Consider the following 15834-nt stretch of genomic DNA (forward strand, 5'->3'; position numbering starts at 1 on the left):
CTTTGCTGCCCTTTCGCGACACAAGGCCGCTCCTACAAGGCGGCACCCAATCAGTGTCAGATGAGCTCCTTGAGCCGGTACCAAAGCATCCCCAGCGCCAGCAGCGGCGAGCGCAGCAGCTTGCCGCCGGGGAAGGTGGTGTGCGGCACCTTGGCGAACAGGTCGAAACGACCACCCTGCTGGCCGCTGATGGCCTCGCCGAGCAGGCGCCCGGCCAGGTGGGTGGCGTTGACCCCATGGCCGGAATAGGCCTGGGCGTAGTAGACGTTGGGCTGGCTGGCCAGGCGGCCGATCTGCGGCAGGCGGTTGGCGCCGATGCCGATCATGCCGCCCCACTGGTAGTCGATGCGCACATCGGCCAGTTGCGGGAACACCTTGAGCATCTTCGGCCGCATGTAGGCGGCGATGTCCTGCGGGTCGCGTCCGGAGTAGTGGCAAGCGCCGCCGAACAGCAATCGGTGGTCGGCGGACAGCCGGTAGTAGTCCAGCGCCACGCGCTGGTCGCACACCGCCATGTTCTGCGGCAGCAACTGGCGGGCGCGCTCTTCGCCCAGGGGCTCGGTGGCGATGATGTAGCTGCCGGCGGGCAGCACCTTGCCGCCCAGCTCGCGGTTGAGGTCGTTGTGGTAGGCGTTGCAGCACAGCACCAGGGTCTTGGCGCGCACCCGGCCCTGGGCGGTGTGCACCTTCACCTCGGGGCCATACTCGATGCGGGTTACTTCAGACTGCTCGTACAGGCCAACGCCCAGGCGGCTGGCCACGGCGGCTTCGCCGAGTGCCAGGTTGAGCGGGTGCAGGTGGCCCGAACCCATGTCGACCAGGCCACCGACATAGCGGTCGGAGCCCACCACCGAGTGCATGTCGCCGGGCTGCACCAGGCGCAGTTCGTGGCGATAGCCCAGGCTGCGCAGTTCCTCGGCGTCCTCGGCGAAGCCTTGCAGTTCGGCGGGTTTGTTGGCCAGGTCGCAGTAGCCCCAGGTCAGGTCGCAGTCGATGCCATGGCGCTCGACGCGGTCGCGGACGATCTCCACGGCCTCCAGGCCCATGAGCTTCAGGCTGCGAACCCCTTCTTCACCGATCACCGGGAGAAACTGCTCCAGGCCGTGGCCGACGCCGCGGATAAGCTGGCCGCCGTTGCGGCCGCTGGCGCCCCAGCCGAGCTTGCGGGCTTCCAGGAGGATCACCGAGAAACCGCGCTCGGCCAGTTCGATGGCGGTGTTCAGGCCCGAGTAGCCGCCGCCGACGATGCATACGTCGGCGCTGTGCTCGCCTTGCAGGAACGGATGGTCTGGGTGTGACGCGCTGCTGGCGGCGTAGTAAGAGGCGGCGTGCTGCGCGCTGTGGACCATGGGTCGATTCCTGGGTTGAGACGAAAGGGGGAGGATAGGCAGCTGGCCTCTCGCGGGGCAAGTCGCATCGGCGCTCCGCGATTGGGCTTATAATCCAGCCACATTCATCGCTCTGTCTTCGGTCATGTCCTGCAACCGCCACAAGATCCACTTCCTGCGCGAACTCATTCCCTCGTTCGAGTGCGAGCCCGGCTGCCACGACTGCTGCGGCCCGGTCACCACGTCCGCCGAAGAGATGGCCCGCCTGCCGCGCAAGACCCAGGCCGAGCAGGACGCCGCCGTGGAGCGCCTGGACTGCGTGCACCTGGGCCCGAACGGCTGCACGGTTTATGAAGAACGTCCAATGATCTGCCGACTGTTCGGTACCACCCCGCGCCTGGCCTGCCCCCGCGGCCGAGGACCGGCGCAACCCATCGAGCCTGCGGCCGAGCAACTGGTCCACCAGTTCATCGCCACGACCCGTCAGGTGCTGGTCTGAGGGGTCAGTCCGGGATCGGCAGGCACAGGCTCTCTTTCACTTCTTCCATCACGATGTAGCTCTTCGACTCGCGCACATGGGGCAGCTTGAGCAGGATGTCGCCGAGCAGCTTGCGGTACGAGGCCATCTCCGAGATCCGCGCCTTCACCAGGTAGTCGAAGTCGCCCGACACCAGGTGGCATTCCAGCACATGGGGCAGCTTGAGCACGGCGCGGCGGAATTCCTCGAAGGTGTCGCCGGACTTGTAGTCCAGGCTGATCTCGACGAACACCAGCAGGCTGCCCTTCAGGTGCTGCGGATTGAGTCGGGCGTTGTAGCCCATGATGATCCCCTCGCGCTCCAGGCGCCGTACGCGCTCGGTGCAAGGGGTGGTGGACAGCCCGACCTTCTCGCCCAGTTCGGTGAAGGAAATACGCCCGTCATTCTGCAGGATCCGCAGGATGTTGCGGTCGATCTTGTCCAGTTCACGTTTGCTCTGGTGCTGGGTTCTCATAGGGGATGCCCCTCCGTGAAAGGCGATTTTGCCGAGAATTCTCGCCAAATATAGCTGCTTATATAGTGAATAGCACTGGCTTGAGATTCATATACTGCGCGCATCCATGCCATTTCAACAAAAGACTGCGGCGAGCCGCGTGCGAGGGATACAACAATGCGAGTTCTGGTACTTGGTAGCGGTGTGATCGGTACCGCCAGTGCCTACTATCTGGCCCGGCAAGGTTTCGAGGTCACGGTGGTCGATCGCCAGCCGGCGGTGGCCATGGAAACCAGCTTCGCCAACGCAGGCCAGATCTCGCCCGGCTATGCCTCGCCCTGGGCCGCCCCGGGCGTGCCGCTCAAGGCCATCAAGTGGCTGCTGGAGCGCCACGCGCCCCTGGCCATCAAGCTGACCGGCGACGTCGACCAGTACCTGTGGATGGCGCAGATGCTGCGCAACTGCACCGCCAGCCGTTATGCGGTGAACAAGGAGCGCATGGTGCGCCTGTCCGAGTACAGCCGCGACTGCCTCGACGAGCTGCGCGCCGAAACCGGCATTGCCTACGAAAACCGCAGCCTGGGCACTACCCAGCTGTTCCGCACCCAGGCCCAGGTCGACGCCGCGGCCAAGGACATCGCCGTGTTGGAACAATCCGGCGTGCCATACGAGCTGCTCGACCGCGATGGCATCGCCCGCGTCGAACCGGCCCTGGCCGGGGTGAAGGACATCCTCGCCGGTGCCCTGCGCCTGCCCAACGACCAGACCGGCGACTGCCAGCTGTTCACCACCAAGCTCGCCGAGATGGCCATCAAGCTGGGCGTCGAGTTCCGCTTCGGCCAGGACATCCAGCGCCTGGACGTCGCCGGCGACCGCATCAACGGCGTGTGGATCGACGGCAAGCTGGAAACCGCCGACCGCTACGTGCTGGCCCTGGGCAGCTACTCGCCGCAGCTGCTCAAGCCGCTGGGCATCAAGGCCCCGGTCTACCCGCTCAAGGGTTACTCACTGACCGTGCCGATCACCAACGGCGACATGGCGCCGACCTCGACCATACTGGACGAGACCTACAAGGTCGCCATCACCCGTTTCGACGACCGCATCCGTGTCGGCGGAATGGCCGAGATCGCCGGTTTTGACCTGTCGCTGAACCCGCGTCGGCGCGAAACACTGGAGATGATCGTCAACGACCTTTATCCTCGCGGCGGCGACCTGAGCCAGGCGAGCTTCTGGACCGGCCTGCGCCCGGCCACCCCGGACGGCACCCCGATCGTCGGGGCGACCAAGTTCCGTAACCTGTTCCTCAACACCGGTCACGGCACCCTGGGCTGGACCATGGCCTGCGGTTCCGGTCGCCTGCTGGCGGACCTGATCGCGCGCAAGAAGCCGCAGATCAGTGCCGAAGGCCTGGACATCTCGCGTTATGGCAACAGCCGCGAGATCGCCAAGCATGGCCAGCCGGCGCCTGCGCACCAGTAAGCGGGCGTCTGCGCCGGCCCTCTCGCGGGTAAACCCGCTCCCACAGGTTTGTGCTGCCCCCTGTGGGAGCGGGTTTACCCGCGAAGAAGTTCACACCGATTGACCTGTTCCCTCACCCCGGCGCGGTGGGTACCTACCCCCATCTGCCGCGTCGGGGCTTTATCGAAAACCAGAACTGCCAGAAGGCTGCCGCCATGCGTCCCGCCCGTGCCCTGATCGACCTCCAAGCCCTCCGTCACAACTACCGTCTGGCCCGTGAGCTGACCGGCGCCAAGGCCCTGGCCGTGGTCAAGGCCGACGCCTATGGCCATGGCGCGGTGCGTTGCGCCCTGGCGCTCGAGCCCGAGGCCGACGGTTTTGCCGTGGCCTGCATCGAGGAAGCCCTGGAGCTGCGCGCGGCGGGCATCAAGGCACCTCTGCTGCTGCTCGAAGGTTTCTTCGAGGCCAGCGAGCTGGCGCTGATCGCCGAGCATGACCTGTGGTGCGTGGTGCATTCGCTGTGGCAGCTGGAAGCGCTCGAGCAGACTTCGGTACGCAAGCCACTGACCATCTGGCTGAAGATGGATACCGGCATGCACCGCGTCGGCGTGCACCCCAAGGACTACCACGACGCCTACCAGCGCCTACTGGCCAGCGGCAAGGTGTCGCGCATCGTGCTTATGAGTCACTTCGCCCGCGCCGACGAGCTCGATGCCGCCGCCACCGATCAGCAGGTCGCCGTGTTCGAGGCCGCACGCCAGGGCCTGGCTGCCGAGTGCAGCCTGCGCAACTCACCGGCCGTGCTGGGCTGGCCGAGCATCAAGAGCGACTGGGTGCGCCCGGGCATCATGCTCTACGGCGCCACGCCGTTCGAGGTGGCGCAGGCCGAAGCGGCCCGCCTGCAACCGGTGATGACCCTGCAATCGCGGATCATCAGCGTGCGCGAGCTGCCGGCCGGCGAACCGGTGGGCTACGGCGCCAAGTTCCTCAGCCCGCGCCCGACCCGCGTGGGCGTGGTCGCCATGGGCTATGCCGACGGCTACCCACGCCAGGCGCCCACCGGCACCCCGGTGGTGGTGGCCGGCAAGCGCACCCAGCTGATCGGCCGGGTGTCGATGGACATGCTCTGCGTCGACCTCACCGAGGTGCCCGAGGCCACCATCGGCAGCCCGGTGGAGCTGTGGGGCAAGCAAGTCCTGGCCAGCGACGTGGCGATGCAGGCCGGGACCATTCCGTACCAGATCTTCTGCAATCTCAAGCGTGTGCCACTGGACTATATCGGCGAATAAGGCGCTGAAGCGGACAGGCTGCGGGGCTGTGTGTTGTAAATACTGAACGGCATTGCCATCATATCGTTCACACTACCCCCATCTCGACCGATTCAGGAGGCTCCAGCTTTGGACGTCGGTGAACGACTGCAAGCCATCCGCAAGCTCAAGGGCCTGTCCCAGCGCGAACTCGCCAAGCGCGCGGGGGTGACCAACAGCACCATCTCGATGATCGAGAAGAACAGCGTGAGCCCGTCAATCAGCTCCCTGCGCAAGGTGCTCAGCGGTATCCCCATGTCCATGGTCGAGTTCTTCTCGGTGGAGCTGGCGCCGGAAAGCCCGACCCAGATCGTCTACAAGGCCCACGAGCTGATCGACATCTCCGACGGCGCGGTGACCATGAAGCTGGTCGGCAAGTCGCATCCCAACCGGGCCATCGCCTTCCTCACCGAGGTCTACCCGCCGGGTGCCGACACTGGCGCGGAAATGCTCACCCACGACGGCGAAGAGACCGGCATCCTGCTCGAAGGCCGCCTGGAGCTGGTGGTTGGTACCGAGATCTTCATTCTCGAGGCCGGCGACAGCTATTACTTCGAAAGCACCCGTCCACACCGCTTTCGCAACCCGTTCGAGGAGCCGGCACGTTTGATCAGCGCGGCGACCCCGTCGAACTTTTGATCCAGCGCAGTGCATTGATTCGCCAATACCCTTTCCCTGAGTGTGGTCGTTTCACGCCTTCCGGGTTCCCGCTATACTTTTCAACGCTCGCAATTCCGTGGCCGCGGGCGTGATTAGCCACCATGAGGGTGTTCGCGTGAACCAAATCAAGAAGATGCTGGCCGTACCAGCAGCCGTATTCGCCCTTTGGGCAATGAGCGCAACCGCTGCAACCAACGACGACATCGCCAAGCGCCTCGAGCCGGTTGGCCAGGTGTGCGTCCAGGGCCAGGAATGCAAGGGCATGGAAGTGGCCGCCACTGCCGGCGGCGGCGGTGCCAAGACGCCCGACGAGATCATCGCCAAGCACTGCAACGCCTGCCATGGCACGGGCCTGCTGAACGCGCCGAAGATCGGCGACACCGCGGCGTGGAAAGAGCGTGCCGATCACCAGGGCGGCCTTGACGGCATCCTGGCCAAGGCTATCACCGGGATCAACGCCATGCCGCCGAAGGGCACCTGCGCCGATTGCTCGGATGAAGACCTGAAGGGCGCGATCAAGAAGATGTCCGGGCTGTAAGCCATAGATGCAATACACGAGGCCCGCCTATCCTGGCGGGCTTTGTTTTTTGTGTCTCCAGTTGTTTAGGCTGATACCTGGTATTTTTACCAGTACTCTGTTACAGGTGTGGTCATGATAATAATGCACCCAGCCGAGGCAGAGGGTGCGTCATGATGGTAGACAAAAGAGTTAGTACATTATTGGCCGTGGCTCAGCAGCGTTCGACGCTGACTAGCGTCAACCCCTGCTGTTTACCCCAGAACTTCGCCTACCCACCTTACGGCTATCGCCATGAGTTGACGGTTGTCCTTGGTTTTAATGGTGAGGGTCTAGAGCCGATAACCGGTCATTATCTTTTGGGTAATGGCTATCGTGCATTTAATCCAACGCTGATGCGCTTCAGTAGCCCAGACTCCCTGAGTCCATTTGCACAGGGTGGTTTGAATGCGTATGCATACTGTCTGGGGGATCCAGTAAACTATCGCGATCCGAGCGGTCATGCTGGGGAAGGCCAAGTTGTTGGTGTTCTGAGAATTTTATTTCGTCAGTACTCACAAAAAACAAAACGAATTGCGTGGCATGGCAGTGATAAAGCAAATGAGAATTCATTGAGATATGGTGTGTCGCTAGGCTTTTCAGAAAGGCAAGCCAATGGCCCCGCTTTCTATACCACGCCGAATTATAGAAAGGCCGAGGGTTATGCTGAGAGATCTACTGACGGAGGCTATGTCTATGCGGTGACTACTGAACATCCCGAAATTCTTGTCCCAGGGGTGCATTATATACAGTATCCTTCGGGTGTATTGGTGTTCCTTGAGCCTGCTTTTAAGTTGCTTGTCGTGCAGAGAGAGATTGTTGGGCCTATGTACTTCAATCCTAAGTATGTGGAGATCGAAAAGTACTCGGGCTACAAGTTTACAAAGGATCTGAGTCATCCATTGAGCAACTACGACGGTCCCTGGGAAGCTTGGTATATAATTGAGCACTCGACCGGAATGAGGTCGGAGCCCGCAACCAACCCGCATGGACCGCTGTCCAACCCCTGAACCCACGGACGACTCAGGAGGCCGAGATGTACCTCTGCTCCATTGACCAGGCTGTCGAGCAGACCCTGTCACGCCTTCCTGCCCATATCCATATGGGCCTTCCTTTGGGCTTGGGCAAGCCCAATGCTTTCGTCAATGCCCTGTATGCCCGGGTGAGTGAGCTGCCTGAGCGTCGGTTGACCATCTACACCGCCCTGTCGTTAGGCCGTCCATCTCTGGGCGATGGCTTGCAACGGCGCTTTATCGAACCCTTCATCGAGCGTGTGTTCGCCGACTACGAAGAACTCACCTACCTGGCCGACCTGCGTGCCGACCGGCTGCCGCCAAACATCCGCGTCGAGCAGTTCTTCATGCAGCCCGGCAGCCTGCTGCACAGCGAGGCGGCGCAGCAGGACTACGTCAGCAGCAACTACAGCCACGCTGCCCGCGACATCAACGCCAAAGGCTTGAACCTGGTTGCGCAATTGGTGGCCGCCACGCCTGAAAGGCCCGACCACCTGAGCCTGGCCTGCAATCCCGACATCACCCTTGACCTGCTGCCGATGGTCGCCCGGCGCCGAGCCGCCGGCGAGACCATCCTGGTACTCGGCCAGGTCCACGACGAACTGCCCTACATGCCTGGGGACTCGGAGCTGGGCCTGGAGCAGTTCGACCTGCTGATCGACCAGCCCGAACAACGTCGGCTGTTCTCCACGCCGAACATGCCGGTGAACACCCAGGACCACTGCATCGGCCTGCATGCCAGCGCCCTGGTGCGTGACGGCGGTACCTTGCAGATCGGCATCGGTGCCATGGGCGATGCGATAACGGCGGCGCTGCTGGCGCGCCAGGGCGACAACGAGGGCTATCGCGCGCTGCTCGATGAGCTGGATATCGGCCCATGGCAGGCACTGATCGAGCGGGAAGGGGGCTTGGATACCTTCGCCCAGGGGCTGTACGGCTGCAGCGAGATGTTCGTCAATGGCCTGCTGGCACTGGCCGACGCCGGGGTGGTGCGCCGTCCTGCCGACGAGCAGGGCGTGCTGATCCATGGCGGGTTCTTCCTCGGGCCGCAGGCGTTCTATCAGCGCCTGCGCGAGATGCCGTTGGAACAGCGCGCAAGGTTCGCCATGAGCGCCATCAGCTTCATCAACGAGCTCTACGGCCAGGAGGAGCGCAAGCGTCGCCAGCGTCGGGATGCGCGCTTCGTCAACACGGTGTTCGGCATGACCCTGCTGGGCGCGGGGGTTGCCGACCAGCTCGAGAATGGCCGGGTACTCAGCGGCGTGGGCGGGCAGTACAACTTCGTCGCCCAGGGGCATGCGCTGGAGGGTGGTCGCTCGATCCTGTTGCTGCGCAGCTGGCGCGAGGCCGGTGGCGAAGTGACCTCGAACCTTTACTGGACCTACGGCCATTGCACCATCCCCCGACACCTTCGGGACATCGTGATCACCGAGTACGGCATCGCCGACCTGCGCGGGCAGACCGACAGCGAGGTGATTGCGCGTTTGCTGGCGATCAGCGACTCACGTTTTCAGCGCGAGCTGATGGAGCAGGCCAAGGCGGCGGGCAAGCTGGCCAAGGACTTCGAGCTGGATGCGCGGTTCATGGACAACACGCCTGAGCGGCTCGAGGCAATTCGGGCACGGCATGCACGACTGTTCCCTGAGTATCCGCTGGGCACTGACTTCACGGCAGAGGAGCGGGATCTGTTGCGGGCGCTGAACTGGTTGAAGAGCAAGTTCAAGTTGAGCGAGGTTTTGGAGTTGGGCAAGGCGGCATTGGATGCGCCGGGGCCCGAGGGGTATGGGGCAGCGTTGGCGAGGATGGGGCTGGGTGAGCCACAGGGGTTGAAGGAGGAGTTGTATCAGCGGTTGCTGTTGGCGGCGCTTCGGGCGACGCGGCAATGATGCAGCGTGGGAGCGGGCTTGCCCCGCGATGGCGTCAGCTCGGGCAATATCTTTGTTTGACCTGACGCCATCGCGGGGCAAGCCCGCTCCCACGGGTCCATCACTCGATGAACGAAACTACGCCACCTTCCAGCGACTTCACCCGGGCCAGCGATTCGACGCGGTAACCCTGGCTGTCCAGCTCGGCGCGGCCGCCCTGGAACGACTTCTCGATGACGATGCCCAGGCCGGCCACGGTGGCGCCGGCCTGCTTGATGATCGAGATCAGCGCCTGGGACGCCTTGCCGTTGGCCAGGAAGTCGTCGATCACCAGCACGCGGTCGCTGCTGTTGAGATGGCGCGGCGAGATGGCCACGGTGTTCTCGGTCTGCTTGGTGAAGGAGTACACCGAGGCAGTCAGCAGGTTCTCGGTCAGGGTCAGCGACTGGTGCTTGCGGGCGAAGATCACCGGCACGCCGAGCTTCAGGCCGGTCATTACCGCCGGGGCGATGCCGGAGGCTTCGATGGTGACGATCTTGGTCACGCCCGAATCGGCGAACAGGCGGGCGAACTCGTCACCGATCAGCTGCATCAGCGCCGGGTCGATCTGGTGGTTGAGAAACGCGTCGACTTTGAGAACCTGGTCGGAAAGCACGATGCCTTCTTCGCGAATCTTCTGCTGCAGTGCTTCCACTGTTTTTTCCTCGATGTAGATAGTGGCCTGTATGGCCGATTTGTAAGCCCAACTTCGGCGCCAGCCTTCGTCACACTGCGTTGCCGCTCCTCGCCGTAGCTGGGCTACGACTCGTCGCGGCGCCTTGTGTGCCGAACCCTGGCACTCGAATTTGAGCTCACAAATCGGCCATACAAGCCACCGTGGCCGCAAATAGCGGCAAAGTTTAAGAGTAATGGTTGATCAGCGTTTGAGCATCGCCCGGATATCGGCCAGGGCGTTGTTGCCGCGCGCGGCTTTCACTTCCACGGGCGCATCGTCCAGGCCTTCCCAGGCCAGGTCGTCCGGCGGCAGTTCGTCGAGGAACCGGCTCGGGGTGCAGTCGATGATCTCGCCGTACTGTTTGCGCTTGGCGGCGAAGGTGAAGGCCAGGGTCTGGCGTGCGCGGGTGATGCCCACGTAGGCCAGGCGGCGTTCCTCTTCGATGGTGTCGGCCTCGATGCTCGAGCGGTGGGGAAGAATCTCCTCCTCCATGCCCATGATGAACACGTAGGGGAACTCCAGGCCCTTGGAGGCGTGCAGGGTCATCATCTGCACGCCTTCGGCGTTCTCTTCCTCTTCCTGCTGGCGCTCGAGCATGTCGCGCAGCACCAGCTTGCCGATGGCGTCCTCGATGGTCATGTCACCCTCTTCATCCTTCTCGAGGGTATTCTTCAGCGCTTCGACCAGGAACCAGACGTTGCTGATGCGAAACTCCGCGGCCTTGTCGCTGGCGGTCTGCTGGCGAATCCAGTTCTCGTAGTCGATGTCGCGGATCATCTCGTGCAACGCGGCGATCGGATCTTCCAGGGCGACCTTGTGGCGCACGCCGTCGAGCCAGTGCTTGAAGCGCTGCAGGCGCTCGGTGTAGCGGGCATCCAGGTGCTCGCCCAGGCCCAGCTCCTCGCTGGCGGCGTACATCGAGATGCCGCGCTCGGTGGAATAGTTGCCGAGCTTTTCCAGGGTGGTCGAGCCGATTTCGCGGCGCGGCACGTTGATCACCCGCAGGTAGGCGTTGTCGTCGTCCGGGTTCACCAGCAGGCGCAGGTAGGCCATCAGGTCCTTGACCTCCTGGCGGCCGAAGAAGCTGTTGCCGCCGGAGAGGCGGTACGGCACCTGGTGGTGCTGCAGCTTAAGTTCGATCAGCTTGGCTTGGTAGTTGCCCCGGTAAAGGATGGCGAAGTCACTGTACGGGCGGTTGGTGCGCAGGTGCAGGGTGAGGATTTCCATGGCCACGCGCTCGGCCTCGGCTTCCTCGTTCTTGCAGCGGATCACGCGGATCTCGTCGCCGACGCCCATCTCGCTCCACAGTTCCTTCTCGAAGGCGTGGGGATTGTTGGCGATCAGCACGTTGGCGCAGCGCAGGATGCGGCTGGTGGAGCGGTAGTTCTGCTCGAGCATGACGATCTTCAGGGAGGGATAGTCCTCCTTGAGCAGCATCAGGTTCTCGGGGCGGGCGCCGCGCCAGGCGTAGATCGACTGGTCATCGTCGCCGACCACGGTGAACTGGTTGCGCATGCCGATCAGCATCTTCACCAGCAGGTATTGGCTGGCGTTGGTGTCCTGGTATTCGTCCACCAGCAGGTAGCGTACGCGGTTCTGCCAGCGTTCGAGCACGTCGGGGTGTTCCTGGAACAGCTTGACCGGCTGCAGGATCAGGTCATCGAAGTCCACCGCGTTGAACGCCTTGAGCGTGCGCTGGTAGTGGGTGTAGACGATGGCCGCGGTCTGCTCGCGCGGGTTGCGTGCCTTTTCCAGGGCCTCGGGCGGCAGGATCAGGTCGTTCTTCCAGGCACCGATCATGTTCTTGATCTCGTCGATGCCGTCGTCGCCGGAGTATTCCTTCTGCATGATGTCCGACAGCAACGCCTTGATGTCGGATTCATCGAAGATCGAGAAGCCCGGCTTGTAGCCCAGGCGCTCGTGTTCCTTGCGGATGATGTTCAGGCCTAGGTTGTGGAAGGTGCACACCGTCAGGCCCCGGCCTTCCCCCGGGCGCAGCAGGGTGCCGACCCGCTCCTTCATCTCGCGCGCGGCCTTGTTGGTGAAGGTCATCGCCACGATGTACTGGGCACGGATGCCGCAGTTCTGGATCAGGTGGGCAATCTTGCGCGTGATCACGCTGGTCTTGCCGGAGCCTGCACCGGCGAGCACCAAAAGAGGGCCGCCGACGTAGTCTCGGGCTTCCTGTTGCCGGGGATTGAGTCGGGACATGCTAGAAACCGGGGGTAACCAGAAAATAGCCGCGCATTCTAGCAGGCATGGGGCTGTTAATGCGCGACCGTCTGACGTTGTGATGCAGGGCGCGAATCGGATTTGCCGCATCTGCTACTTTCGCGCAGGATGCACGTCAGATTGCGTCGGGATGGCGGCCAGGGAAGGGCAACGACTAAAAGTGAAAATCATTTCCAATTAATCGGGTAGGATTGCCCGCGCTCGCCGTTCCACCGCCCATGTCTAAGGAGCCCGCTTGTCCACGCCTGTCGAACCCCTGCGTTTGCTGCTGTTGGCTGATGAGCCGGAGTGGGCCGTGCACCTGCGCGAATGCCTGCAGCCGATGGGCGGCAGCGTCGTGCTGCTGACCGCGCCGAACTGGGCGGCGGTGGACAGCCTGTTCGCCAACGACCGCCAGGCCGTGGTGCTGGCCACCCCCGAGCTGCAGCCGGCGCCGGGGCGTTGCGAGCTGCCGACCATCCTGCTGCTGGAGCAGGAGCCGGCCAGCGCGCCGCTGGGCGTCAGCGACTGGCTGGTGCTGGCGCAGCTGACCACCGACACCCTGCGTCGCTCGCTGCGTCATGTGCGCGAGCGCGGCGTGCTGGTGGCCACCCTGCAGCGCCTGGCCGAACAGGATCCGCTGACCGGTATCGCCAACCGCCAGGGCTTCCAGGCCCTGCTGACCGCGCGCCTGGCGGAGAACGAAGGCCGTGGCCTGGCGCTCGGCCACCTCGACCTGGATAACTTCCGCCACGTCAACGACGCCCTCGGCCACCAGGGTGGCGACCGGCTGATCCTGCAGGTGGTCGGTCGGTTGAAACACCAGTTGGAAGCGAGCGACCAGCTGGCACGCCTGGGCAGCGACGAGTTTGCCCTGTTGATCGACACCCGGCGCGACCCCAATCGCGCCGAGTGGATGGCCGAGCGCATCACCGAAGCGCTCACCGAGCCCTACTGGATCGACGGCGAGAGCCTGCTGCTCGGTTGCAGCCTGGGGATCGCCCATGCCCGCGCCCAGGCCGGCGCCGACCCGCTGATGTGGCACGCGCACATCGCCATGCGCCAGGCCAAGAGCAGCCAGGGCTGCACCTTCCATGTGTTCAACGAGCGCATCAACCGCAACGCCCGCAGCCTGGCTGACCTTGAGAGCGAGCTGCGCCGCGCCCTGCGCCGCGACGAGCTGGAGCTGCACTATCAACCGCGGCTCAACCTCGCCGACGGCCGCATCGTCGGGCTGGAGGCGCTGGTGCGCTGGAATCATCCCGAGCGCGGCCTGCTCGCGCCGAGCGAATTCGTGCCGTTGGCCGAGCAAAGCGGGTTGATCGTGCCGCTGGGCTACTGGGTGATCTCCCGGGCGCTGAGCGACATGCAGGCCCTGCGCGAGCGCGGCCTGGCGCCGCTGCACATGGCGGTGAACCTGAGCTTTCGCCAGTTCCAGGACAGCCAGCTGCTGGCCACCCTGAGCCGGCTGATCGTCGAGCACGGCGTCGATGCGCGCTGGCTGGAGTTCGAGCTGACCGAGACCGCGGTGATGCGGCGCAACGAGCTGGTGCGCCAGACCATGGACGCCCTGGGGCGCCTGGGGGTGCGTTTCTCGCTGGATGACTTCGGGACCGGCTTCTCGTCGTTCGTGCACCTGAACAGCCTGCCGATCACCTTGCTCAAGGTCGATCGCAGTTTCGTCGGCGGCATGGAGCAGCGCGAGGAGAACGCCAAGCTGGTGCACGCGATGATCAACCTGGCGCACAACCTCAACCTGGAGGTGGTGGCCGAAGGGGTGGAGAGCGAGGAGCAGCTGGCGCTGCTGCGGGCGTTCGGTTGCGACCAGGTGCAGGGGTTCCTGGTAAGCCGGCCGTTACCGGTGGAGGCGTTGATCGAGTACCTGTTGCAGGTGCCGAGTCCTGGTCTGGTGCAGACCTTGTAGATCTCATGCAGCCTTGTGCCGCGAAAAGGGGCGCAAAGCGCCCCCGGCAATTTCAAACCGTGAAGATGATCAACCGACCAGCATCCGCCCGGTCTCTTCCAGGTTCTCATGCCAGCTCAAGGCTTCGCGCAGGATATGCGGGGTATGCCCGCCACGCTGGCAGGCGCGTTCGAAGTAATCGTTCAGCGCGGCGCGGTAGTCCGGGTGCACGCAGTTGTCGATGATCACCCGGGCACGCTCGCGCGGAGCCAGGCCACGCAGGTCGGCCAGGCCCACCTCGGTCACCAGGATGTCCACGTCGTGCTCGGTGTGGTCGACGTGGCTGACCATCGGCACCACGCTGGAAATCGCGCCGCCCTTGGCGATCGACTTGGTGACGAAGATCGCCAGGTGCGCGTTGCGGGCGAAGTCGCCCGAGCCACCGATGCCGTTCATCATCTTGGTGCCGCAGACGTGGGTGGAGTTGACGTTGCCGTAGATGTCGAACTCCAGCGCCGTGTTGATGCCGATGATCCCCAGGCGACGCACCACTTCAGGGTGGTTGGAGATCTCCTGCGGACGCAGCACCAGCTTGTCCTTGTAGCGCTCCAGGTTGCCGAACACGTCGGCGTTGCGGCGGCTCGACAGGGTGATCGAGCTGCCCGAGGCGAAGCTCAGCTTGCCGGCGTCGATCAGGTCGAAGGTCGAGTCCTGCAGCACTTCGGAGTACATGGTCAGGTTTTCGAACGGCGACTCGATCAGGCCGCACATCACCGCGTTGGCGATGCTGCCGATGCCGGCCTGCAGCGGGCCGAGGTTGTTGCTCATGCGCCCGGCGTCCACCTCGCCCTTGAGGAAGGCGATCAGGTGGTCGGCAATGCCCTGGGTCTCGTGGTCAGGCGGCAGCACGGTGGACGGCGAGTCCGGCTGGTCGCTGATGACGATGCCGACGATCTTGGCCGGGTCGATCGGGATCGCGGTGCTGCCGATGCGGTCGTCGACCTTCACCAGCGGGATCGGCGTGCGGGTCGGGCGGTAGGTCGGGATGTAGATGTCGTGCAGGCCTTCGAGGTTGGCGTGGTGCGACAGGTTGATCTCGACGATGACCTGCTTGGCGAAGATCGCGAAGCTGGCCGAGTTGCCGACCGAGGTGGTCGGCACGATGTGGCCCTGTTCGGTGATCGCCACCGCTTCGATGACCGCGATGTCCGGCAGGGTCAGCTGTTTGTTGCGCAGTTGCTCGACGGTTTCCGACAGGTGCTGGTCGATGAACATCACCTTGCCGTCGTTGATGGCCTTGCGCAGGGTGCTGTCGACCTGGAACGGCATGCGTCGGGCCAGCACGCCGGCCTCGGTCAGTTGCTTGTCCAGGTCGTTGCCCAGGCTGGCGCCGGTCATCAGGCTGATCTTCAGCGGCGACTGTTTTGCACGTTCAGCCAGTGCGTGGGGCACGGCCTTGGCTTCGCCGGCGCGGGTGAAACCGCTCATGCCGACGGTCATGCCGTCCTGGATCAGGCCAGCGGCGTCAGCCGCACTCATAACCTTGCTGTGCAGGGAGGACAAGCGGATACGATCACGGTACATGGATTGTTATCTCAGGCTACTGAAGCTACTGGAAGCGCAGTCTAGAGATTTCACCCGGAACCGTCCCGCGACCATGGTCGTAGGCGAAGGCCGGAAGTAGAGCCGTTGATCTGGATCAGGCAAATACGACAAACCCCGGGAGTGACTTCCCGGGGTTTGTTCGACAGCAGCGGTTTCGTGGGAGCGGGCTTGCCCCGCGATGGCGATGCTGCATTCAAGCCATCATCGCGGGGCAAGCCCGCTCCCACAAAGCATCGCTCCTG

13 protein-coding genes are annotated in these 15834 nt (G+C 63.8%); 8 read left to right on the forward strand and 5 right to left on the reverse strand.

Annotated elements, in window-relative coordinates:
* Positions 1-56: 56 nt before the first annotated feature.
* Positions 57-1349, reverse strand: coding sequence for an NAD(P)/FAD-dependent oxidoreductase (locus tag ACZ899_RS20050; RefSeq protein WP_234562811.1), 1293 nt, complete (start codon positions 1347-1349; stop codon positions 57-59).
* 124 nt (positions 1350-1473) lie between these two features.
* Between ACZ899_RS20050 and ACZ899_RS20055 the strand changes: the two genes are divergently transcribed.
* Entirely contained in the window at positions 1474-1827 is a 354-nt protein-coding gene (locus ACZ899_RS20055; RefSeq protein ID WP_234562810.1) for a YkgJ family cysteine cluster protein, read from the forward strand.
* Between the two features lie 4 nt (positions 1828-1831).
* Here the strand turns inward: ACZ899_RS20055 and dadR are convergent, their stop codons facing one another.
* Positions 1832-2320 carry a transcriptional regulator DadR gene (gene dadR / locus ACZ899_RS20060; protein ID WP_003258963.1) on the reverse strand — a complete coding sequence of 163 codons (489 nt, stop codon included), beginning with the start codon at positions 2318-2320 and terminating at the stop codon, positions 1832-1834.
* 156 nt (positions 2321-2476) lie between these two features.
* Between dadR and dadA the strand changes: the two genes are divergently transcribed.
* The 6 genes from dadA (at position 2477) to ACZ899_RS20090 (ending at position 9179) form a co-directional block, all read left to right on the forward strand.
* Entirely contained in the window at positions 2477-3778 is a 1302-nt protein-coding gene (gene dadA / locus ACZ899_RS20065) for a D-amino acid dehydrogenase (RefSeq protein WP_186732204.1), read from the forward strand.
* Positions 3779-3972: 194 nt separating this feature from the next.
* Complete coding sequence (alr, locus tag ACZ899_RS20070) at positions 3973-5046, forward strand: alanine racemase (protein ID WP_234562809.1); 1074 nt, start codon at positions 3973-3975, stop codon at positions 5044-5046.
* A 108-nt stretch (positions 5047-5154) separates the two neighbouring features.
* Entirely contained in the window at positions 5155-5703 is a 549-nt protein-coding gene (locus ACZ899_RS20075) for a cupin domain-containing protein (protein WP_023629132.1), read from the forward strand.
* A gap of 154 nt (positions 5704-5857) precedes the next feature.
* Positions 5858-6262, forward strand: coding sequence for a c-type cytochrome (locus tag ACZ899_RS20080; protein ID WP_036985953.1), 405 nt, complete (start codon positions 5858-5860; stop codon positions 6260-6262).
* A gap of 152 nt (positions 6263-6414) precedes the next feature.
* Positions 6415-7290 (forward strand): RHS repeat-associated core domain-containing protein, encoded by an 876-nt coding sequence (locus tag ACZ899_RS20085; RefSeq protein ID WP_234562808.1) that lies wholly within the window; start codon positions 6415-6417, stop codon positions 7288-7290.
* 26 nt (positions 7291-7316) lie between these two features.
* Entirely contained in the window at positions 7317-9179 is a 1863-nt protein-coding gene (locus ACZ899_RS20090) for an acetyl-CoA hydrolase/transferase C-terminal domain-containing protein (RefSeq protein WP_234562807.1), read from the forward strand.
* Positions 9180-9279: 100 nt separating this feature from the next.
* On the opposite strand, the gene ACZ899_RS20095 is transcribed toward ACZ899_RS20090, so the two are convergent.
* Entirely contained in the window at positions 9280-9852 is a 573-nt protein-coding gene (locus ACZ899_RS20095) for a xanthine phosphoribosyltransferase (protein ID WP_234562806.1), read from the reverse strand.
* 222 nt (positions 9853-10074) lie between these two features.
* The gene (gene rep / locus ACZ899_RS20100) at positions 10075-12084 is read right to left on the reverse strand and encodes a DNA helicase Rep (RefSeq protein WP_050707509.1); all 2010 of its coding nucleotides are present in this window, start codon (positions 12082-12084) and stop codon (positions 10075-10077) included.
* Between the two features lie 256 nt (positions 12085-12340).
* Between rep and ACZ899_RS20105 the strand changes: the two genes are divergently transcribed.
* Entirely contained in the window at positions 12341-14008 is a 1668-nt protein-coding gene (locus tag ACZ899_RS20105; protein WP_234562805.1) for a putative bifunctional diguanylate cyclase/phosphodiesterase, read from the forward strand.
* A gap of 69 nt (positions 14009-14077) precedes the next feature.
* Here the strand turns inward: ACZ899_RS20105 and scpC are convergent, their stop codons facing one another.
* A complete protein-coding gene (gene scpC, locus ACZ899_RS20110; protein ID WP_050707507.1) occupies positions 14078-15571 on the reverse strand; it encodes a succinyl-CoA:acetate CoA-transferase ScpC in 1494 nt (497 codons plus the stop codon).
* Between the last annotated feature and the right edge of the window lie 263 nt (positions 15572-15834).

Source organism: Pseudomonas sp. TE31087 (genome assembly GCF_057284075.1).